This is a genomic window from Nostoc sp. LEGE 12454 (genome assembly GCF_056620565.1).
In genome coordinates, this window is record NZ_JBWQXL010000021.1 from 93,866 (window position 1) to 114,933 (window position 21,068).

The window sequence follows — 21,068 nt, forward strand, 5'->3', positions numbered from 1 at the left end:
CAATTTTCACGAACTTAATGACTTCTAATGAGTAATATATATTGGGTGGCTGCGTTCAGCGCAACTTAACCCATGCTGAAGGCGAGTGCTGCATAAGGGAGGGGCAAGTATTATGACAACTTTAAGCATTTCCCAAAAAGAAATTGCTGCCATGAGTGCAGTAGAAGTAGAAGAACTAGCTACACGTCTGGAACTGGATAATTATAGTAATGCTTTTGAGGGTTTAAATGATTGGCATCTATTGCGAGCGATCGCATTTCAGCGTCCAGAGTTAGTTGAACCCTATATCTACCTCTTAGACTTGGAACCCTACGATGAAGCTTAGTTGAGAGTTAGGAGTTAGGAGTTAAGAATTAGGATTTATAACTATTTAGTACTAATTTTTGAACGACTCACTCCTAACTTTTTACCATGACTAATCCAAAATTGAACAGGGTTCTCATTGCTGTAGGTGGCGGTATCGCCGCCTACAAAATCTGTGAATTGGTTTCGACGGTGTTTAAAACTGGGGTAGAAGTCCGAGTCATCCTCACCCGTTCGGCGCAAAAATTTATCACGCCTCTGACTTTATCAACCCTATCTCGTCATCCCGCCTACACAGATGATGATTTTTGGCAACCAACTCACTCTCGTCCGTTACATATTGAGTTGGGTGAATGGGCAGATGTCATGGTAATTGCCCCCTTGACAGCTAATACATTAGCAAAGTTAGCCTATGGGATGGCAGATAATTTACTCACAAATACCGTGCTGGCTTCTACTTGTCCCGTGCTGTTAGCACCCGCAATGAATACTGATATGTGGGAACAATTATCGGTGCAACGGAATTGGCAACAGTTATTGATAGATAGCCGATATCATGGGATGAATACAGCATCAGGATTATTAGCGTGCGATCGCATCGGTGCTGGTAGATTAGCAGAACCTCCAGAAATATTCGCTCACATCCAATCGTTATTACACACTCAAGGTAAACGAGATTTAGCAGGTAAACGAGTCTTAATTAGCGCTGGGGGAACGCGAGAATTTCTTGACCCAGTAAGGTTTATTGGTAATCCTTCCACAGGTAAAATGGGATTAGCTTTAGCGCAAGCCGCATTTCACCGAGGCGCAAATGTCACCCTAGTACATGGCCCAGCTAATTGGGATGTACCATTAGGAGTGCAAGCAATTCCTGTTATTAGTGCCGAGCAAATGCAGCACGTGATGGTGGAATGTTTACCCAATGCTGATGTAATTGTGATGTCAGCAGCCGTGGCAGATGTGAAGCCGAAAGATTATAGTACAGACAAATTGCCCAAGCGATCGCTCCCCCAAGCTTTATCCTTGGAACCAGTACCGGATATAGTCGCCCAATTAGCAGAACTCAAGCAGCCGCATCAAAGATTAATTGGTTTTGCTGCACAAACTGGGGATATTGTCAAGCCAGCATTAGAAAAATTACACAATAAAAAACTTGATGCGATCGTTGCTAATCCCATCGATCAACCTGATAGTGGTTTTGGTAGCGATAATAATCAAGCCATATTTTTAGATAGTCAAGGAAATCAGGTAGAAATAGCACCTTGTTCTAAATTAGAAATGGCACATCAATTATTTGATTTTATGAAGAGGGTGTAGGGGATAGGGTGTAGGGTGTAGGGGATAGGAACCCCATAATTAAAATTAGGGGTTTAAATCCCCGTCTGAAATGTCTAAAATGTTTTGAATTTTGAATTGTTAACGTCCTGTTTCACCTATCTGATCTGCATCGTCTGCTACTCCATTGCGAAAGCGCACTTCTAAGCCGTGTTCTGGCTCCCAGTCACACTCAGCTATCAACTCAAAAGTAGCAATATGCAGGTCATACTCAACGTGGGGTGGCACATAGATATATGAGAAAATGACCTCATCCCAGACCTGAATGGGATTAGCCAGGGGCGGCATTGACTCATCTCCAATCATGTCACGATATACATCATAATTTTGCAGCACCAGAGGAGCAGTGATGCGTAACACATCTGGTGGCAAGGCTAGAGCTTGCCGAATAGCTTCACGCTGAAGCGATGAAAGTTCCCCAATCTGCCCGTGTTCAAAATCCACACAAATCGGTACACGGCGATCGCCCAAAACAGCACATTCTGCTAAAGTCCAGTGATTATCTTCCATTCTCATCTGTCCAAACTCAGCATCGTAGTAACTCGTTGGGGGTTTCATCATCTTCAGGTACTACCTTTATTCATCAAAATTATGAAAAAATATGTTTATCTTTGTTCATAGTTACATATTCTTGCTCAGGCCCTTACCAGTAATATCCCTCTCCTAAAAAACCGATGAAACAAGTAGCAATGGAATCACCATCCACCTGGCGTTTCATCCCCATGCTTCAGACATCGGGAGCAGTGCAAATGGCGATCGATGCTTGGTTGTTCAATCAATGTGAAAAGGGACAGCACCCGCCCACGCTGCGTTTTTATACCTGGTGTCCTCATGCGCTCTCCTTGGGACATCTGCAAAAACAATGGCCTGCCGAGTGGCATAATCTGATTTACCAGGGACAGGCACTCGATCTAGTTCGTCGGCCAACGGGTGGTAGAGCTGTTCTCCACCAAGGGAACTTGACCTACTCTGTGATTACCTCAGCTAGTACTGGAAAAAGCTGGGGTACTTATGAAAAAATCTGTAACTTTTTGATCCAAGGCTGGCAAACGTTGGGTATTGAGTTAAGTTATGGTTCTGCTGGACGGGGTTACATTCATAATCCCAGTTGCTTCAACACAGCAACAGCAGCTGACTTGGTTACTGCCGATGGAAGTAAATTTATTGGTAGCGCTCAACGCAAGGGAAGAAATACCATCCTTCAACACGGCTCGATGATTTTATCTACGGACAAAGATTTATTTCAGGAAATCTTTGAACAACCTGCTCCGTGGAATACCTCACTTTGCACTACACAGGAAGAGGATGGCTGGATTGCAAAGATTGTGGAGACATTGACAGAGACAGCAAAACAGTACTTTGGCATAGAACTAGTTAGCCAACCATTTACCGATCTCGAATGGCAAGATATTCTCAAATTGCGATCGCTGTATGAAGTGCGTTAGCGTAGCTCACCGTAAGTATCGCCTGTTCCAAAACTTTAAGTTATGTAGAAAGTAGGAATAGTGTGACTGACACGAGAGATATCAAGCAGCTAATTCCTAAAGGAAACTACTACCTTCAATTGGGTATAAGCCGTATGGTCTATGGCTTTAAGTCACTTTCCTAGATTTTATAATATAAGTAAGAGATAAAAATAACGCTTCAATTATATGAAAATACTCTCATCAGAGCTAGTCCATTTGGGATTTGGCAAATATGTGCGTTCTGACCAAGTGACAGCAGTTATACCAATAGAAGAGGAGCGAGGCCCAGGGCGACGAACCTTTGTTCACGTTCAAGGGCAAAACGATCCAATTATCGCCTCTCGCGCTGAGGATACCATCGTGCGTGATTTAGTACAAGAACCACGCGAAGTTACTCAAGCCCGTCAGCAACAGGAAATTCTTCAAGATTTATTGGTTAATTTAGCTAATGTTAATTCAACTGTGCGTCGAATTAACCGTGATGAAGGCAGTTTGGATCTTGATTTGTTAGAGCGACGAATTAAGCAAGTCCTGGAAAATTAATTGCAGAAATCAGCAAACTAAATAACGGAGAACGATATTGCTGAATACAACTACAGACCAAGTTTCAGTATCAGAGACACAAGTAAGATCGCCAAGGTTGTGGATACCTGAACGGGTACTGTTTACACCTGCTGCCCTAGATGAGGATTGGGGGCAGCAGATTTTTGAACGCGTGCAGTCACTCAACTTACCAATAGAAGAACTATCACAGAACCGCCTGAAGGGACTACGCGGTGAGTCTGAGCGGGATACTTACAACATTGCCAAGCGTACCTTAGCGGTGGTTACTGCACCACCCAGTTCTTTTAAACTGAGTCCGATCCCACCTTCTGCGGATTGGCAGTTTCACCTTGCTGAAGGTTGTCCCGCTCACTGTCAATACTGCTACCTAGCGGGTAGCTTGTCGGGGCCGCCTGTCATTCGCGCTTTTGCCAACTTACCGCAGATATTAGAGAACTTAGCTAACTACGAGCAACAGGGAAAAACCACGAGTTTTGAAGTTAGCTGTTACACAGATCCATTGGGTATTGAGCATTTAACTGGAAGTCTTGCTGAATGTATCCGTTACTTTGGCACTCGTAGCAATGCACATCTACGTTGGGTATCGAAGTTTGATGCTGTGGATGGATTACTCGATTTACCACACAATGGGCATACTCGCTGTCGGATGAGTGTTAATGCCGCACCGATTTCTGGTAAGTTTGAAGGTGGCACGGCATCCGTAGCATCTAGACTGAATGCGTTGCGACGGTTGGCGCTACCACAAGAGCGTGGCGGTGGCGGTTATCCAGTAGGTTTGGTTATCGCGCCAATTATGCCGATAGACGATTGGCAAATGCACTATAGTCGTTTGTTTGACCAGATAAACGAGGCACTGGATTTTGACTGTAACCTTACCTTTGAGTTAATCTCCCATCGGTTTACACCAGGGTCAAAAGAAGTGTTACAAACTTGGTATCCGCAATCAAAATTAGAGATGGATGAAGCAAAACGCAGTGTCAAGCGTAATAAGTTTGGTGGGACGAAGTACGTTTACGAGAAAGACACAATGAAGGCGTTGCGTAGCTTTTTTGAGAGTGAGATTACTAGGCGCTTTCCAAATGCTGAAATTCTTTATTGGACTTAAAAGACTACTTTGCTCATATAGAGTTTGAACTCTTCATCTACTCATATCATGCCCGGTAAATTAGTTGTAATTCCTGCGTGACTTCTCAAAAGTAGCCCCTCCCGTAGCAAGGCTACGGTGTATACACAAGTCTCCTGACCTGCACCTTTGTTGCATCGACTTGCACCTTTGCTGCATTGACTTGTACCTTTGTTGCATCGACTTGCACCTTTGCTGCATCGACTTGCACCTTTGTTGCATCGACTTGCACCTTTGTTGCATCGACTTGCACCTTTGCTGCATCGACTTGTACCTAGACATCTCCGGTAATGAGATATTGACCCTGACAGCACAAGGCTTTGATATTCTTTTTCGGAGATGTCTCTTTGTTGCATCGACTTGCACCTTTGTTGCATCGACTTGCAAAAATTAACCTACTCTATGTTGGGCAGTAACTTTAAAAGACTTGTGTGTACGCGATAGCCCTACACAAAGCGGGATAATTTGGGCAGATTACAGGCGGCGTTATACATTAATAAGTGTATCTGCAATACCGGACTTGTTCTGGCTTAGTCTCAATAGCAAAGGTTTGGAGATGTTTACTTTATCAGAAACTTCTATCCTGGCGGCAATCCTACTGGTAGCTTTAGGCATTTTGGGCTGGGGCTTTTATCGCGCCAGACCTTTTGGTAAACTGGGAATCTTAGCCTGGTTACAGTCGGTGGTGTTGATGACTCCCTGGCTGCTGTTTTTTGGATTGTTTGCCGCAGGGATTTACATCAATATAGCGGGTATATTGTTCTTAGTGGTGACATCCGCCGGATTGTACGTCTACTTGGGCAGACAGTTACGCGCAGCTGGGCAAGATGCCATCCTCAAGCAACGCGCCACAGAAAGACTCGCTGCTGCTTCCTCACTTGAAGCAAATTCCCCACAACCAAAAGTAGCAGAATTGAAACCGGAGATCCCACCGATACCAGAAGAAGACTTGAATGCAGTTAAAGGTATTTTCGGTATCGATACGTTTTTTGCCACAGAAACGATCGCTTACCAAGATGGAGCCATTTTCAAAGGCAATTTGCGGGGAGAACCAGAAGAAACTCACAACCGTCTAACTGCAAGTTTACAGCAACGCCTTGGCGATCGATATCGACTGTTTTTAGTGGAAAATACAGACAGCAAACCAGTGGTAATCGTCCTACCCAGCCGCAACGATCCCAAGCCGATGTTGCGATCGCAAAAAGCTTTTGCGGGTATTCTGTTGATAGCGACCATTGCCACAAGTCTAGAAGCTGCGGGATTACTGCTGAATTTTGATTTCTTTGGCAATCCTGGGCGGTTTCAAGAAGCTTTGCCCATAGGCGCTGGGATATTTGCGATTTTAGTAGCTCACGAAATCGGTCATTGGTTACTTGCTCGGCGTCACCAAATCCGCCTTAGCTGGCCTTTCTTTCTGCCGGCTGTGCAAATTGGTTCTTTTGGTGCAATTACCCGCTTTGAATCTCTATTGCCCAACCGCAAGGTATTATTTGATATCGCCTTGGCAGGGCCAGCCGCAGGTGGTATTGTCTCTTTGTTAATGCTGGTGACAGGCTTGCTGCTTTCCCACCCAGGTAGTTTATTTCAATTGCCCAATCAGTTTTTCCAAGGGTCGATTTTGGTGGGAAGTTTGGCGCGAGTTGTCCTTGGTTCGGCTTTGCAATCGTCCCTGGTAAGTGTTCATCCCCTAGTGGTGATTGGTTGGCTGGGGTTAGTAATTAACGCTTTGAACTTAATGCCCGCCGGACAACTCGATGGTGGGCGGATTATTCAGGCGATTTATGGACGCAAAACCGCAGGACGAGCAACGATCGCAACTTTAATTTTACTAGCGTTAGTGTCTCTCGGTAATACTCTTGCCATGTACTGGGCGATCGTGATTTTCTTCTTGCAACGAGATCAAGAACGCCCCAGTTTGAATGAAGTCACTGAACCTGATGATGCTAGAGCCGCTTTAGGTCTTTTGGCTCTATTCTTGATGATTACCACGCTTCTACCCCTAACTCCCGGTTTGGCTGGGCGTTTGGGAATAGGATAGAGAGATGCGATTAATCGTACAAAAGAGACGCGATTAATCGCGTCTGTACAAGAGGAGTTTGAAGAATTATGCCTATCTCCCCACTCCCCACTCCCTAAATTTCTACGGTTTCCAACCTGCTAGTAAATTCGGGTAAGCTGTTGGTGTGGGGAAAATTTTCTGGAAGGCAGTTTGACGCTCTTGTGGCTTTTCTTTGCTCATATTCCAGAGGGTTTCATAGAAAAAGAAAGAGACTCCGGCAAAATTGCGATCGCGTACTTTTTGCACTTGTGTTTGAATCTGTTGTATCGGTACAGATTTGTTTTTCAACCCAGCCAAAATGCCGATACTCACAGGAATATGGCTCTTTGCCGCTTTCACTTCTGGATACTCTAATTCGCTAATAAAGACATTCAAATCATCCCGATATATCTGCAAAACCAAGTCTTCAATAATTCCCATCCGTTCCCACTTCTGCCAGTCTGCTAAAAAGAAATCGTAGGAAAAACGTTGAGGATTAGGAGCAACAGAAACCAGGCAATTTTTTTTAGTAGCTTTAATGGCTGTAAATACCCGTTTCATAAACTCGGTGATTTTATTAGCTCTCCAACTCACCCATTCTGGATCTTTAAAGTTTTTGGAGGGAGCTTTACCACGATGTTCTTTTTTGTAAAGTGCCACTGTATAGGCATCGTATCCTAATTCTGATGGTAAGCCAAAATGGTCATCAAATTGAATACCATCGATATTATAGTTTCTAACAATTTCAACGATTAAATCTTGGATAAATTGTTGTACTTCTGGACGAAAGGGATTTAGCCAAACGCGATTATGTGTCCCTTCTTTGACAATCCGAGTCCCGTCGCTGCGACTGGTGAGCCATTGGGGACGATTTTTAGCTAATAGAGAATCCGCTGGTGCCATGAAGCCAAATTCAAACCAGGGAATCACTGTTAACCCTTTTTGATGTCCCACATCCACAATTTCTTTGAGGATATCTCGCCCTTTGAGTCCCGGCGTGGGATCGAGCGATCGCCCGATAACTTTTTGGGCAACTTTGCTAGGATACAATGTATATCCCCAATTCCAAACCGCCGGATATATAGTGTTAAAATTGAGTTCATCAAGGCGTTGCAAAGATCCCTTGAGGCGATCGCGCTCAAATAAGACATCACTATCAATATTTGTTAACCACACTCCCCTTAACTCAGATTTTGGCGTTGACGGCAGATTAATTTGAGCGTTCAATGGGAACGACAACATCATCGTAGCGATCGTGCTCAAGGTAAGCATAACGATAAACAAAAGAGACTTTCTACTTTGGTGAATATTCCACCAAGAAGAAAACTCAACACACCACCCTACAAACCTTTTCATCATTATTTAAAATGTCTGTGTCATTGAAGGAAACATTGGGATAACTAATATTAATGCTTAACCTTTGTTTCCTGCTCTAAAAACAGATTGCCAATATCAAATAAAAGTTGCATAGTACCTCGATAGCCAACTTTGCATAACTGGCCACTATCTAAGCGGTCAAAAATGGGAATCCCTTGACGGTAGAGAGGAATTTTTAAGCGTTGAGCGATCGCTACTCCATGAAAGTTGGTAATTAGCAAATCAGATCCAACCGCTAGTTGCTCAAAGTCTTCCAAATCGCCGATAGTGACGCTCTTGATCGGAAATTTTTCTAGCAAAGGAAAGCGTGTTGTTGTCACTGCTGCGTGAATCTCAACTCCTAGCGATCGCGCCGAAATCCCAAACCACGGCAAAGCTTTTAAGTGCTTTGTATCTGCTTATTTACCTGATTGAGAGGATAAGGATGAAAATAGCTAGAAAGAGCCATATTTATTGGTATCTAATCCTTGCAGTTCCAGTTGGGAGATGTTGGGGAAATATTTGGGGTAAAACTGGGGTAATGTAAAAGGGTCAAGATGTTTACAAAGCAGCCGTGTTAAACAAAAATTATGTCGTCCGATCGAAGTAGATTTTATCCCAAGACGACAATGGTCTTTTAAATAAGCATTAGCTTCTATAATTGCTATTTGACACACGGGTGTAGATCCGTTTAACGGATTTTGCGCTCTTTTATACCCTATATTGTCAAGTTAGGCACTTATATCTCGCATATAGATAACTTTTACCCTCACGACTGGAGAGCAAAATCTTGGGCATAGAATTACGCAGTTTCGTATTTCTCGACAGCCTGCAACCTCAACATGCAGCATATATGGGAACAGTAGCCCAAGGCTTCTTACCATTACCAGGAGATACATCACTGTGGATTGAAATATCTCCTGGTATCGAAATTAATAAAATTACGGATATAGCCCTGAAATCTGCCTCTGTCCGTCCGGGAGTACAGGTAGTGGAACGACTATATGGGCTATTGGAAGTTCATTCTAGCTCCCAAGGCGAAACCAGAGCTGCTGGTCAAGCTATTTTGGCGGCACTGGGAGTCAAAAGAGAGGAATGTCTGAAACCGCGTGTTATTTCTAGTCAGATTATCCGCAACATCGATGCTTATCAAACACAACTGATTAATCGCACGCGCCGAGGACAGCTACTACTAGCAGGTCAAACGCTGTATGTATTAGAAGTGGAGCCTGCTGCTTACGCCGCATTAGCTGCCAATGAAGCGGAAAAAGCAGCGAGGATTAACATTTTAGAAGTTCAAGCTGTAGGTAGTTTTGGACGGCTTTACTTAGGTGGACAAGAACAGGATATTCTAGCAGGAGCAGCGGGAGCATTAACGGCTATTGAAAGTGTCGCTGGTCGGGTAAATTCTCTGGGTGGGCGTCAGGAGTAAAGGAGAGAAAATGGCAAATCGAGAGCATCTAACTTTACTCAAAGCAGGTGCAGTTAAATGGATTGAGTGGAGAAAGAAAAATCCCCAGATTGAACCAGACCTCAGCGCCGCGAATTTGCAAGGCGATAACCTCAGAGGTGCAAACCTCCAAGGGATAAACTTGAGAAGAGTTGATTTGGGTAATGCTTTACTTGTGCGGGCAAACCTCAGTGGTGCTGACCTCAGTAGTGCCAACCTCCATAATGCTTTCCTGAATGAAGCTAACCTGAGTGCGGCTAACTTCAGTGTTGCTAACTTGAGTGGTGCTATACTTACGCAGGCAGATTTGAGTCATGCCAATTTGATTGGAGCTGACTTGAGTGGGGTGGATCTTAGAGGTGCTGCGATCGCATCTGCTAATCTAATTGGCACTGACTTAAAAGGCGCTAACTTGAGAGATGCCGATTTAGGTGCAGCAAAGTTGATCCGGGCTAACCTCTCTTTTGCCAACCTCATTGAAGCTAACTTGATTGCGGCTGACCTCAGCGAGGCGAGTTTGTACGAAGCAGATGTTTTAGGAGCTTATCTTTACAAAGCTGACTTATACAAAACTAATCTGACCAAGGCTCACCTAAGTGGTGCATACTTGTTGCGGGCTAACCTAAGTGAAGCTAATTTGAGTCAAGCTGACTTGAGTTGGACTAACCTTAGAGATGCGAATTTGGCAGGGGCGAATCTTAGAGGAACTAACCTTAGAGGAGCCGACATTCGGGGAGCTGACTTCAGCGGCGTAAATCTTCAAGAAACAATTATGCCTAATATCACTCGTTTTGTGCATTTTTAACTCGAAATTGGCTTTGGGGAAAAGCCCCCTACTCCCGCATTTCTCACAAGCTTCAGGCGTTTGATGGGGCGGAGGGGCGGAGGGGCAGAGGGGCAGAGGGGAAAAACTTACTGTCACTTCTCCCCTGCTCCCCTGCTCCCCTGCTCCCCTGCTCCCCTGCTCCCCTGCTCTTTAATTCCCCCTCTTCTCTTGCCTTTCTTTGAGTTTCAGCATAATTTCAGCGTGCATCTCGCGGGTAATTGGGTAAAAATACGTTAAAACTAAGCCAAAAATCAAACAAACTGTCGGTATGGGGCCAACGGCAACGCGAATAGCAAACAGTGCTGATTCCGGTTGGATGGGTAGTGGACTTCCAGCTACAGATTCTTTGAAACCAGATACTTGCAAAGCATTTCCCACCAAAAATAGTCCCAAAGCTAAACCAAATTTTTGCAGCAAAACCATGAAGCCATAAAAAATGCCTTCTCTGCGTTGTCCGGTTTGCAGTTCATCTAATTCAATCACATCTGGAATCATTGACCAAGGAATTAGATAAGCTGTGGAGACACCAATACCAGCCATAACAGCCATTACATACATCAAAACTATTTGACCAGGCTGTAAGAAAAATAGTCCGGCGGCAGCTATAATCCATAAAGTCATTCCCAGAAAATAAACAACTTTTTTCCCGATTTTTTTACTCAACGCTCCCCAGACAAATAGCATCACCAGAGCAGTTCCTTGGACTGCAATCATCACTGTGGGTACGTCTGATTCTTTAAGACCCATACAATTGACTACAAAATAGGGAATAATGCTGGCTGTCACCTGCACACCTAGCCAAGAACAAAGATATATACCAATAACAAATAAAAAAGGTCGGTTACTAAAGACAATTTTTAGCTGTTCAAAGAAGGGGAGAGATGCGGGTTCCTCGGTTTGGATGCGTTTAGCCTCAAAAGCCAAGATGCGATCGCGGACTCCAAAAACGCACCAATATAATCCTAAAATCGAAATTACCGTACAAATGGCTGCTAAAACGAGATATTGTTTTTGGCGATCGGCGATCGCTGAAAAAACAATTTGCGTTAAAATCAACGATAAAATGCTGCCACCAATAGAAAATGTAAAGCGATAGCTGTTAAGGCTGGTGCGTTCGTCGTAATCTTGAGTTAATTCTGGAGTCATTGCCGTATAAGGCAAATTCACAACTGTGTAAAACGCCTGAGATACCACCCCAATGACTACGTAATACCAAAATAATGGCCAAATATTATCACTCTGATTTGCACTAAATTGCGGTACAATCCACTGCAAGAAAAAGAAAATTCCAAAGGGGATTGCTCCATAAAACATCCACGGAAGACGACGCCCCCAACGACGAGATTTCGTTTTATCAGTCAGGAAGCCGACAAACGGATCGTTTATGCCATCCCAGATTTTGCCAATCATCAAAATACTGCCAGCTAAACCCGCAGGAATACCAGCAACATTCGTGAAGAAAACCAGCAGAAAAAAGACGGAGATATTTGCAGTGATTGCTGGGCCTAAATCCCCTGCACCGTAAGCCAGCTTTGTTTTAAGGTCAAGTTTTTCACTGAGCGGATCTCGTTGGACATCGCCATCAGCAGCAGAATTATTCATAAAACTTTGCACTCATACTAAAATAAAAAGTCTGCGTGGGCATAGCCCGTCGTAGACATCGCCTTCAATACAGCCATCTACCACTCCCGTTAGACTTATGCCAGACCTTTATGTTTCTTGGTCAGATTATCACCAAAAAATTGAACAACTGGCTATTCAGATTTATCAATCAGGTTGGGAATTTAACCAGATTATCTGTCTTGCCAGAGGAGGACTAAGAGTTGGAGATGTTCTTTCCCGTATATACCAGCAGCCGCTGGCAATTTTAGCAACCTCATCTTACAGTGGCCCTGGTAAGCAAGAAAGAAATAATTTAATTTTCTCCCGCCACTTAACGATGACTGCCGAAAAGTTAGGTTCGCGCATTCTCCTAGTGGATGACTTAGTAGACTCTGGGGTAACACTCCAACAGACTATACCTTGGCTTGAGCAAAATATTGATTTCCCCATTGAGGAAATTCGCACCGCCGTTCTTTGGTATAAAGCCTGTTCAGTTATAACACCCAATTATTATGTTGATTATTTACCTGACAACCCCTGGATTCATCAACCTTTTGAACACTACGAGCAGATGAACCCCGCAGAACTTGCGGCTAAGGTAAGCCAACTGTGTTGATTAATACCTATACAAAATGAATTTTACACTTGCTTATGCTTACCAACTTCCTTAACGGACAATTTTCCACAAAATGGTAAATGTAACTAGTACCGCTTTGCGTTATTAACAATTACGCAAAGCGGACTTGTTAAGGTAATTGGTAATTACTGATACGTAAAGGCTTAATACATTCGAAATGATAGCTTATTACCGCATTGGTAGTATTTTAAATTTTAGCGTTAGCGTAGCTCGCCGCAGGCATCGCTTCCCTTAGCACTATTAATCGCAAGTCAATTTTGACATTAGCTTTCAAACTAAAAGCTGTGCTGGTATTAGAAGGTACTTCCCAAATCTTCCTTCAGGAAGTACCAAAGGCAAATCATTTTGTCGTAGTCTTTGTTTTATGCGAATCAAAGGAAGCCAAAAAAGAAAGCAGGGGGCATCTATGCTAAACGGAACAATCAATTGGGGATTATAACCACAATTGAGTGTAGGGTAGCGAGTCCGTAAGGGTATTTGAGGCCACCATACCGGAGGTATGGTGGCCCGGCCCCAAACAGTCCTTCGCATAAGGCTTTCCCAAAAGCTTTTTCTTCCCTCCTACTTTCTACCTTGCCCGGAGGGCTTGACCAAAATCCAGGAGTAAGAATGAAAGGGTTTTATACTACCACCCGATTGTAAAATCACCTTATTAGGCGGGTGTATAAAACTCTTTTATTCAAAATTCAGAATTCATTCTGAATTCTGAATTTTGATTTTTTCTTGATAAAAATTGAAGAAATGTTACGAAACTTGGTGAATCTGGACAGGAACTGCTAAGGCAATATTTCTTAGAAACGGAGTGGTGTAATGACGAATGAGGAAGTGGAACAAATATGTTTAGAGGATATTCTCATCACTGAAGAGTTATCTCATAGAATACCCAGAACCACTGACCTCAAGCAAGAAAACGATGCACTTCATACCCTGATAGGGCAAGTAGTTGAGCAGCCTCAAATTCTGCTCAAAAAGCTTGTAAAAATAATTACTCAACTGTGTCGGGCAGAATCAGCAGGTGTCAGCTTACTTGAGATGACTCCGAACGGGGAAGATATTTGCCGTTGGGTCGCACTAGCCGGGATGTTAGAAGCCTATGAACAAACTGCCACCCTTTACAGCTTTAGTTGCTGCGGCACCTGCCTAGAACGTCAAGCCCCCCTGTTGTATTCCTATCCAGAACGGTATTTCACCTTCTTGCAACAGGTTAAGCCAACAATCGTCGAGATATTGGTGGTTCCTTTATTGATTCACAATCAACCACTTGGGACGATTTGGATTGTATCCCACGATGAGCATCGGCAGTTCGATCGAGAAGACTTGCGGCTGATGACAAGCTTCGCAAATTTTACAGCCACCGTTCTTCACAGTAGTAACGCCCGTCAAGCAGCCGAAGAATCGGCACGGCGCGAACAAGCCGCCCGTGCCGTTAGCGAAGCGGCACAAAATGCAGCTGAACAAGCCAACCGTCTCAAAGATGAGTTCCTCGCTGTTCTATCTCACGAACTGCGTTCTCCTCTCAACCCGATTTTGGGCTGGGCAAAACTCCTGCAAACCCGCAAATTTGATGAAGCAAAGACGGCTTATGCCCTAGCAACCATTGAGCGCAATGCCAAGTTGCAGTCTCAGCTAATGGAAGATTTACTGGATGTTTCCCGGATTCTTCAAAGCAAACTCAGCCTGAAGATCGGTTCTGTTGACCTGTCCGCCGTTATTGAAGTAGCCCTTGATACCGTGCGTCTAGCTGCTCAAGCCAAGTCAATTCAACTCAAGATGGAATTTGAACCGGATGTAGGGCAAGTTTTAGGCGATCCCAGTCGCTTGCAGCAAGTTGTTTGGAATTTGCTCTCTAACGCTGTTAAGTTCACAGAGTCCGGGGGGGAAGTGGAAATACGACTTGAGCGCGTGGGTACACAAGCGCAAATCCAAATCAGTGACACAGGTAAGGGCATCGACCCAGAATTTCTGCCTCACGTGTTTGATTACTTTCGTCAAGCTGACAATACCACAACAAGAACCTTTGGCGGCTTGGGGCTTGGTTTAGCGATCGTTCGTCAAATCGTGGAACTGCACGGTGGAACAGTCCAAGCAGAAAGTGAAGGAGATGATAAAGGTGCTACCTTTACTGTGTTGTTACCTATCAAGAGTGTCGAGCCTCAAACAACTGAAAACAAGGGTTTGGCTGATGGTTCCCCTAATCTTGAGGGGATAAATGTGCTAGTTGTGGACGATGAAGTTGACACCCGCGAGTTAATAGTATTCATCCTGCAACAGTATGGTGCTTCTGTACGTGCCTTCGCCTCAGCATCGCTTGCACTAGACGCCTTTGCACTTGAGAAACCACATATTATTTTAAGTGATATTGGGATGCCAGAAATGGATGGTTATATGCTGATTCGGCAAATTCGATCGCTACCGCCACAGCAAGGGGGAGAGATCCGAGCGATCGCACTGACAGCTTATGCTGGAGAGATAAACCAGGAAAAAATTCTCCAAGCAGGATTCCAAGAACATTTGACTAAGCCAATAGAACCAGCAAAATTAGCGATGGTAATTGCTAGCCTAGTTAAATAATAAATAATTATTCTGAGAGGTCGAGAGTAAAAATTGGCAACAAATTCCGGTTTTAGAAACCTAAAAGATCAGTTCCTTCCTGAAGGCAAAGAAGCTCTACTGGCTCGGATGGCGAACCGCATCCGGCAATCGCTGAACCTGCAAGAGATTTTGGATGCAACTGTGGTCGAGTTGCGGGCATTTTTGCAAACCGATCGGACTAAGGTCTACCGCTTCGATCGCGACGGGCATGGACACGTTGTTGCCGAAGCCAGCGCCCCCAACCGCCTACCTTCTTTGCTGGGATTGCACTATCCAGCTGATGACATTCCGCCCCAAGCGCGGGCTTTGTTTGTCAAAGCACGTACCCGCTCTATTGTCAATGTCAGCGAACAGCGAATTATCCTCAACTCGCTGCCGACTTCTAAAACGACGGCAATCGGCGACTTGACCCTTGAAGAAGTGCAAGAGCAACCCCTCGAAGATATCTTAAGCCGTCCGGTAGACCCTTGCCATGTAGACTATCTCACCCAGATGGGTGTGCAATCTTCAGTGGTAGTGCCAATAATTTATCAACAGGAACTCTGGGGGCTGTTGATCTCTCATCATGCCGAACCCAGAGAGATTACATCAGAGGATTTGCTGGTCGTGCAATTGCTTGCTGACCAGGTTTCACTGGCAATTACCCAGGCGAGTCTGCTGAGTCAGATGCAGGAACAGCAGCAGCGTGATGCGATCGTTAATCAGATTGCCACTATGCTGCACGCGCCTCTTACCCCTGAAGAGATTTTGCATAACGTTCTGGAGCAAGCAGTCAAAGCTTCTGGCAGTTCTGGAGGAAGGTTGTACCTAACTTCCCCGGATGAGGCTTTACCAGCCCATCTTTATACTTACGGAAATCAGCCGGCTCCATCCGAGCAAGAGCAACCACATTTACTAGAAAATCATCCCCTTTGGCAAGAGGTAGGGGAAACTCCTGCTCCCATCGACACCGCCTTAACTCAAGAAGATAAACCTCCCCTGCGAGTCGTAATTAATCTTCAGCAAGAACCGCGTCTGCACCAACTGATTGAATCCTTCCAGACCACACCGATTCGGGGTTTGATTGTTCAACCCTTGTATTATGGTAAAGAATTCCTGGGGTATTTAACATTCTTTCGTGACCAAATCGGCACAAAAAATCTTTGGCCAGGCTATGAGGAAGACGATGAGCGCCAACAGCGGCCCCGCCAGTCAATGGCGCAATGGCAGGCGCTCAAACAAGATAAAGCTCATCCCTGGAGCATCGAAGAGATGGAACTCATCCAGTCTTTGAACATTCACCTATCGTTGGCTGTGCTGCAAAACCGCCTCTATCACCGAGAACGCCAGCAACGCCTGATAGTTGAGATGCACAACGAAGCTCTCTCTCATGCCCGAGCTGCCGCCGAAGAGGTGAGTCGCCTCAAGAGCAACTTCTTGGCTTCTACCAGCCACGAATTGCGAACTCCTCTGGCCTCGACCTTAAACTATTTAAAGTTGCTCAAAGAGCGCCTTTATGAAGACGAAGATGAGTTGCGCGAATATATAGATGGCGCTTACCAATCGACGCAAAATCTAGTCACCATAATTAACGATGTCCTTGACATTGCCAAGATTGAAGACGGGCGCATAGCCTTAGATTTAGAGACAGTTTATCTGCAAAAGCTTTTACAAGAGCAGTGTTTCCTTTCTGGTGCCGAAAGCCGCTACAAGTCAATTCCTCTGACACTCGACTGTGAAATCGAGACTGTTTTCGCCGACAAGATCAAAGTCCGTCAGGTGATGACAAACCTGCTGGATAACGCCTTCAAATTCACCGATGAGGGTCAAATCGATGTCCGGGCTGTCGTCGATAGTACTGGGACAATGGCTCAAATCTCGGTACACGACACAGGTATCGGCATTGAGATGGAAAACTCAGAGCAACTGTTTTCCCCATTTGTGCAAGCTGATGGTTCTGCCCAGCGCTCCTACGGGGGCACCGGCTTAGGGCTGACTATCTGCAAGCGATTAGTGGAACTAATGGGTGGTAAAATCTGGCTTGAAAGCCCTGGGCTAGGGCAGGGAAACACGGTGACTTTTACCCTGCCTCTAAACGAACAAAGTCAGGTAGGAGGTCAGGGTTCTCTAGTTGAGGGCCAAGCCCATAGCTTTTAGCTATGGGCTTGGCCCTTGGAAGATATTTCACCTGACTATAAAAAAGATGAGTATTTTATGGATTTTAATATTTGGACGGCAATTAAAATCACCTGTACCTTACTCTCATTGGATGTAGGCGCTTCCACAGCATGGAGGTTTTAGTAACAATCTTGAACATCCTGCTGGTTGAAGATAACGAACTCCTGGCTAAGGGAACCGCCAAACTAATCGAACGTTTGGGGGGTCATCAGGTGTTTATTACTGCTGAACCAAAAGAGATATTCCAACAATGCGAAGCGGGGGCAGTAGAACTGGTGATTATGGATATCAATTTGCCGGGAGCTAGGTGGGAAGGACAAAAAGTCGATGGCTCCATCCTGTCGCGCCATTTAAAGGCGCAGTGGAAACAGTTACCAATTATCCTGGTGACGGCTTACACCATGCCCGCCGATCAACATCTCCTGTTGTCCCAATCTGGGGCTGACAGTTGCTATACCAAACCCATAACTGACTACGATGCCTTTTTGGATATGATTAGTCTTCTTGGTCAAAAAAGGAATTGAATCTCCATGTACAAGCTGGCGATTTTGGATGATGACGAACACTGGTGTCGCATCATCCAACGCTTTCTGAAGCAACAATATGATGTAGCAACCTATAGGTCAGTGTCTAGTTTCTTGTGGGAGTTAGACGAACTAAACCAGTACGATATCTTTCTGGTCGATTTCGTGTTACCTACGGCTCGGTATGAGCTAAATACAGATGGCATGGAAATTGTTACCGCTCTCAAGCGCCACTTGCCTCGCTCTCCTGTAGTCATCCTCGTCACGGCTTACATGAGCAAAAATGAGTTAGAGGTGCATGGCAAACAAATGTGTCCAGAAGCAGACGGATTTTTTGCCAAGGATGCTGGACTAGAATTATTGGCTCACCAAATTAAGCAACTGCTTACACCAGGTACAACTGAGGACAGTTAGGGGTGAGCTAATTTTTGTAGGTCGATGCAACAAAGGTACAGGTCGATCCAACAAAGGTGTGGGTCGATGCAACAAATGTGCAGGTCGATGCAACAAACGTGCAGGGCGATACAACAAAGGTGCGGGTCGATGCAACAAACGTGCAGGTCGATGCAACAAATGTGCGGGTCGATGCAACAAAGGTGCAGGTCGATGCATCAAATTAGTATTGAGTAAAATATCAGCAGTCTAGTCTAACAATTCAACTCCCCAAACTTAGGACTCCACCACCCTTTTGGCGTACTGAAATAAGCCACATCTTTATGTTTGGTATCTTTACGCGATTGTGGGTCACAACACCGCAACATTTTCTTACTCTGCCCTTCTTTGATATAACTGTACTCCTCTAAAGGTTTCTTACATACTGGGCAGGGATATGCCGTCATCTTCACGGGAGGCTTTTGTTGATTCTCAGCTTGGACTGTTTTAGCTTGTGGTGGCTGCCAAGTTTTGTTAAAGTCGCTCCAAAACAACACGACATTTTCACAGCCTTTTGTGCATTTGAGGAAATATTTCTTTTTAACTTTACTACTCGGAATTTTGGCGAGAAAATTTTTGCATTCAGGGCATCGCGTCTTGGAAGTTTCATATTTCCGCTCAGTTATCACATGAGCTTTACCTGCTGGGGAACTCGTAACTACAGTTTTAGCTTTGGAGAGCGCTGGTATAAAGTAATTCTGATTCCAACTAGTTAAATAATGCTGCCAAGAGTTTTTTCCTTCGGAGATTGCATCAAGGGCATCTTCCATTTTCGCTGTGAATTCTGCCTCTAGTAAATCCGGCAGTGCTTTGAGCAAAAATGCATCAACTTCTAACCCCAACGCTGTCGGTTGCAGATGGTCTTTTTTCAACTCCACATAATTTCGTTTTTTTAAAGTAGCAACAGTAGGAGCATAGGTACTTGGGCGACCAATTCCTTTACGTTCCATCAGTTGCACCAGTTTTGGTTCACTATAACGGGGTGGTGGCTGCGTCTGCTTTTGCTCATGTCCAGCATTCTCCAGTTTCAGCGCTTGTCCCTGTTGTAATGAAGGTAAAACACTATCCTTGCTGAGATTATTCCAGTACCGAGCATAACCGTAAAATTCAATTACTTGCCCTCTAGCTGACCACAGTAGAGAACCAGACTGAGTAATCACCAGAGTTTTACGCAATTGAGCAGCCCGACACTGAGAAGCAATTGACCGTTTCCAGATCATCACATACAGATTAAACTCATCATCAGGAAGTTCTAAACGCAACTGAACTGAGGGACGAAACACATCCGTTGGACGAATCGCTTCATGTGCTTCTTGAGCCGATTTGCTACTGCGATGTTTTGCAACTTGCTGCGGCACATTAGGCGGATCGTTTTGCTCTAACCATTTACGGGCGCTGGCACAAAATTCTGGACTCAGCATTACTGAGTCTGTTCGCATATATGTTATCAGCCCTGCCTCATAAAGCTTTTGGGCCACAATCATAGTTTTGTCGGGAGCAAACCTCAGCTTTGAACCGGCTGCTTGCTGAAGGCTGGAAGTTGTAAATGGTGGCGGTGGCTGGCGATTAACGATTTTTCCTTCAAAATGAATCACCTGATGAGGATGTCGTTGTGCTTCTTCAACTAAACGTGTTGCCTCTGCTTCCGAAAGAACGCGCTTAGACTCCGGTGTTTCTGGACTATTACCAACCTTTGCATCATCGTGAGTTTCAGTTTCTTGGTCTGCTGCATCTTTTACAGAATCGACCGTCCCTTTGTAAAAAGCCCGAAATCCTTCAGCATAATCTACCCACACACTCCAGTAATCTTGGGGGACAAACGCTAGAATTTCGTTTTCTCGCTGACAAATCAGGTGCAACGTCGCGCTTTGGACTCTGCCAACACTCTTAGCACCGTTATTTAATGCCCAAACTAAAGGGCTACCTTTGTAACCTACCAGCTTATCTAGGCAATCTCGGCACAGCCCAGCACCGATTAAGTTTTGGTCTAGCTTTCTAGGATTAGCGATCGCACTCTGCACCGCCGATGCTGTAATCTCAGTATAAATTACTCGTTTCGGTTCCTTTAAACCCAGCGTTTCTTTGAGATGCCAAGCGATTGTCTCGCCTTCCCGGTCTGGGTCAGTTGCTAAGACAACTTCATCAACCTGCCTCACCGCAGACTTGAGTTTCTGAATTGTTTCCTTCGCTCGTTGGTCACGTGGGACGTAATTGCACCGAACATTACTGCCGTCCATGACGAAGCCCAAGGAATCTTCCCCTTCATTACTGAGTTCTCGGATATGTCCACAACTGGCTAGAACTTTCCAATCCGAACCCAGAATTTGACTGAGTTTTTTGACTTTTCCCGGAGACTCTACCACAAGCAGGCGTTTGATCATAGCAACTGCGTTCTAGATTTTGAGCAATAAACTGGCAATTGCAATTAGCGATCGCCTATTCTCGTCATCTGGATTTTCTAGAATACTGTACCAAAAAGCTCTGCAAATTGCTGAACTCTGAAGTAATTTTCTTGTACTTTAACCTTTGCTTCACTTCTAAGGCATCATGTAAAAATAACTTGAACAATTTGCCGAATGGTTAGATGATCGGAATGTAACCGAATTAAAGGCTTATATGTCTGATAAGCAGGTAGTAGAAAGCATTCAAGACAAGTACGATTC

The 21,068-nt window shown here is 44.7% G+C and carries 19 protein-coding genes and 1 pseudogene; 13 read left to right on the forward strand and 7 right to left on the reverse strand.

Annotated features, from left to right (window positions below):
• The first annotated feature begins 112 nt into the window (after positions 1-112).
• Entirely contained in the window at positions 113-325 is a 213-nt protein-coding gene (gene isiD, locus AC1F2U_RS21225; RefSeq protein WP_094351471.1) for a protein IsiD, read from the forward strand.
• Positions 326-411: 86 nt separating this feature from the next.
• Positions 412-1,620, forward strand: a complete 1,209-nt coding sequence (coaBC, locus tag AC1F2U_RS21230; RefSeq protein ID WP_480262879.1) for a bifunctional phosphopantothenoylcysteine decarboxylase/phosphopantothenate--cysteine ligase CoaBC — start codon at positions 412-414, stop codon at positions 1,618-1,620.
• A 99-nt stretch (positions 1,621-1,719) separates the two neighbouring features.
• Here the strand turns inward: coaBC and AC1F2U_RS21235 are convergent, their stop codons facing one another.
• Positions 1,720-2,199: a DUF6985 domain-containing protein gene (locus AC1F2U_RS21235; protein ID WP_480262880.1), complete on the reverse strand. Its 480-nt coding sequence runs from the start codon at positions 2,197-2,199 to the stop codon at positions 1,720-1,722.
• Between the two features lie 113 nt (positions 2,200-2,312).
• Between AC1F2U_RS21235 and AC1F2U_RS21240 the strand changes: the two genes are divergently transcribed.
• The 3 genes from AC1F2U_RS21240 to AC1F2U_RS21250 all read left to right on the forward strand — a co-directional run bounded on the left by AC1F2U_RS21240 (position 2,313) and on the right by AC1F2U_RS21250 (position 4,773).
• Entirely contained in the window at positions 2,313-3,083 is a 771-nt protein-coding gene (locus tag AC1F2U_RS21240) for a lipoate--protein ligase family protein (RefSeq protein ID WP_480262881.1), read from the forward strand.
• Between the two features lie 207 nt (positions 3,084-3,290).
• The gene (locus AC1F2U_RS21245) at positions 3,291-3,647 is read left to right on the forward strand and encodes a hypothetical protein (RefSeq protein ID WP_104900334.1); all 357 of its coding nucleotides are present in this window, start codon (positions 3,291-3,293) and stop codon (positions 3,645-3,647) included.
• A 103-nt stretch (positions 3,648-3,750) separates the two neighbouring features.
• Entirely contained in the window at positions 3,751-4,773 is a 1,023-nt protein-coding gene (locus tag AC1F2U_RS21250) for a spore photoproduct lyase family protein (RefSeq protein WP_480262897.1), read from the forward strand.
• Positions 4,774-4,885: 112 nt separating this feature from the next.
• Here the strand turns inward: AC1F2U_RS21250 and AC1F2U_RS21255 are convergent, their stop codons facing one another.
• A complete protein-coding gene (locus tag AC1F2U_RS21255) occupies positions 4,886-5,044 on the reverse strand; it encodes a hypothetical protein (RefSeq protein ID WP_480262882.1) in 159 nt (52 codons plus the stop codon).
• 303 nt (positions 5,045-5,347) lie between these two features.
• Here AC1F2U_RS21255 and AC1F2U_RS21260 point away from each other — a divergent pair, with 303 nt between their 5' ends.
• On the forward strand, positions 5,348-6,829 hold the full coding sequence (locus AC1F2U_RS21260) for a site-2 protease family protein (RefSeq protein ID WP_480262883.1): 1,482 nt from the start codon (positions 5,348-5,350) through the stop codon (positions 6,827-6,829).
• A gap of 102 nt (positions 6,830-6,931) precedes the next feature.
• Here the strand turns inward: AC1F2U_RS21260 and AC1F2U_RS21265 are convergent, their stop codons facing one another.
• Together AC1F2U_RS21265 and AC1F2U_RS21270 are read right to left on the reverse strand one after the other, a co-directional pair.
• Positions 6,932-8,185, reverse strand: coding sequence for a glycoside hydrolase family 10-like protein (locus tag AC1F2U_RS21265; protein ID WP_480262898.1), 1,254 nt, complete (start codon positions 8,183-8,185; stop codon positions 6,932-6,934).
• 50 nt (positions 8,186-8,235) lie between these two features.
• Positions 8,236-8,556, reverse strand: a pseudogene (locus AC1F2U_RS21270) (nitrogenase component 1); the annotation flags it as partial.
• A 419-nt stretch (positions 8,557-8,975) separates the two neighbouring features.
• Between AC1F2U_RS21270 and ccmP the strand changes: the two are divergent.
• Together ccmP and AC1F2U_RS21280 are read left to right on the forward strand one after the other, a co-directional pair.
• On the forward strand, positions 8,976-9,617 hold the full coding sequence (gene ccmP, locus AC1F2U_RS21275) for a beta-carboxysome protein CcmP (protein ID WP_322670149.1): 642 nt from the start codon (positions 8,976-8,978) through the stop codon (positions 9,615-9,617).
• A gap of 10 nt (positions 9,618-9,627) precedes the next feature.
• Complete coding sequence (locus tag AC1F2U_RS21280; protein WP_480262884.1) at positions 9,628-10,440, forward strand: pentapeptide repeat-containing protein; 813 nt, start codon at positions 9,628-9,630, stop codon at positions 10,438-10,440.
• Positions 10,441-10,611: 171 nt separating this feature from the next.
• On the opposite strand, the gene AC1F2U_RS21285 is transcribed toward AC1F2U_RS21280, so the two are convergent.
• Positions 10,612-12,063: an MFS transporter gene (locus tag AC1F2U_RS21285; protein ID WP_480262885.1), complete on the reverse strand. Its 1,452-nt coding sequence runs from the start codon at positions 12,061-12,063 to the stop codon at positions 10,612-10,614.
• Between the two features lie 97 nt (positions 12,064-12,160).
• Here AC1F2U_RS21285 and AC1F2U_RS21290 point away from each other — a divergent pair, with 97 nt between their 5' ends.
• The 5 genes from AC1F2U_RS21290 (at position 12,161) to AC1F2U_RS21310 (ending at position 18,387) form a co-directional block, all read left to right on the forward strand.
• Complete coding sequence (locus AC1F2U_RS21290; protein WP_480262886.1) at positions 12,161-12,679, forward strand: phosphoribosyltransferase; 519 nt, start codon at positions 12,161-12,163, stop codon at positions 12,677-12,679.
• 831 nt (positions 12,680-13,510) lie between these two features.
• A complete protein-coding gene (locus AC1F2U_RS21295) occupies positions 13,511-15,271 on the forward strand; it encodes a hybrid sensor histidine kinase/response regulator (RefSeq protein WP_480262887.1) in 1,761 nt (586 codons plus the stop codon).
• Positions 15,272-15,304: 33 nt separating this feature from the next.
• Entirely contained in the window at positions 15,305-17,428 is a 2,124-nt protein-coding gene (locus AC1F2U_RS21300) for a sensor histidine kinase (RefSeq protein ID WP_480262888.1), read from the forward strand.
• 131 nt (positions 17,429-17,559) lie between these two features.
• Complete coding sequence (locus AC1F2U_RS21305) at positions 17,560-17,973, forward strand: response regulator (RefSeq protein WP_480262889.1); 414 nt, start codon at positions 17,560-17,562, stop codon at positions 17,971-17,973.
• A gap of 6 nt (positions 17,974-17,979) precedes the next feature.
• Positions 17,980-18,387 (forward strand): response regulator, encoded by a 408-nt coding sequence (locus AC1F2U_RS21310; protein WP_480262890.1) that lies wholly within the window; start codon positions 17,980-17,982, stop codon positions 18,385-18,387.
• On the opposite strand, the gene AC1F2U_RS21315 is transcribed toward AC1F2U_RS21310, so the two are convergent.
• On the reverse strand, positions 18,331-18,585 hold the full coding sequence (locus AC1F2U_RS21315) for a hypothetical protein (protein ID WP_480262891.1): 255 nt from the start codon (positions 18,583-18,585) through the stop codon (positions 18,331-18,333). The two genes, AC1F2U_RS21310 and AC1F2U_RS21315, sit on opposite strands and share 57 nt — an antisense overlap.
• A gap of 35 nt (positions 18,586-18,620) precedes the next feature.
• Positions 18,621-20,786, reverse strand: a complete 2,166-nt coding sequence (topA, locus tag AC1F2U_RS21320; RefSeq protein WP_480262892.1) for a type I DNA topoisomerase — start codon at positions 20,784-20,786, stop codon at positions 18,621-18,623.
• Positions 20,787-21,068: the final 282 nt, after the last annotated feature.

What these genes read in the sequence shown, in the direction of transcription:
- AC1F2U_RS21315 (WP_480262891.1), bottom strand. Translation starts at nt 18,585, where the DNA reads ATGCATCGACCTGCACCTTTGTTGCATCGACCCGCACATTTGTTGCAT.
- AC1F2U_RS21235 (WP_480262880.1), bottom strand. Translation starts at nt 2,199, where the DNA reads ATGATGAAACCCCCAACGAGTTACTACGATGCTGAGTTTGGACAGATG.
- isiD (WP_094351471.1), top strand. Translation starts at nt 113, where the DNA reads ATGACAACTTTAAGCATTTCCCAAAAAGAAATTGCTGCCATGAGTGCA.
- AC1F2U_RS21305 (WP_480262889.1), top strand. Translation starts at nt 17,560, where the DNA reads ATGGAGGTTTTAGTAACAATCTTGAACATCCTGCTGGTTGAAGATAAC.
- AC1F2U_RS21280 (WP_480262884.1), top strand. Translation starts at nt 9,628, where the DNA reads ATGGCAAATCGAGAGCATCTAACTTTACTCAAAGCAGGTGCAGTTAAA.
- topA (WP_480262892.1), bottom strand. Translation starts at nt 20,786, where the DNA reads ATGATCAAACGCCTGCTTGTGGTAGAGTCTCCGGGAAAAGTCAAAAAA.
- AC1F2U_RS21290 (WP_480262886.1), top strand. Translation starts at nt 12,161, where the DNA reads ATGCCAGACCTTTATGTTTCTTGGTCAGATTATCACCAAAAAATTGAA.
- AC1F2U_RS21285 (WP_480262885.1), bottom strand. Translation starts at nt 12,063, where the DNA reads ATGAATAATTCTGCTGCTGATGGCGATGTCCAACGAGATCCGCTCAGT.
- coaBC (WP_480262879.1), top strand. Translation starts at nt 412, where the DNA reads ATGACTAATCCAAAATTGAACAGGGTTCTCATTGCTGTAGGTGGCGGT.
- AC1F2U_RS21310 (WP_480262890.1), top strand. Translation starts at nt 17,980, where the DNA reads ATGTACAAGCTGGCGATTTTGGATGATGACGAACACTGGTGTCGCATC.
- AC1F2U_RS21265 (WP_480262898.1), bottom strand. Translation starts at nt 8,185, where the DNA reads ATGAAAAGGTTTGTAGGGTGGTGTGTTGAGTTTTCTTCTTGGTGGAAT.
- AC1F2U_RS21260 (WP_480262883.1), top strand. Translation starts at nt 5,348, where the DNA reads ATGTTTACTTTATCAGAAACTTCTATCCTGGCGGCAATCCTACTGGTA.
- AC1F2U_RS21245 (WP_104900334.1), top strand. Translation starts at nt 3,291, where the DNA reads ATGAAAATACTCTCATCAGAGCTAGTCCATTTGGGATTTGGCAAATAT.
- AC1F2U_RS21295 (WP_480262887.1), top strand. Translation starts at nt 13,511, where the DNA reads ATGACGAATGAGGAAGTGGAACAAATATGTTTAGAGGATATTCTCATC.
- AC1F2U_RS21240 (WP_480262881.1), top strand. Translation starts at nt 2,313, where the DNA reads ATGAAACAAGTAGCAATGGAATCACCATCCACCTGGCGTTTCATCCCC.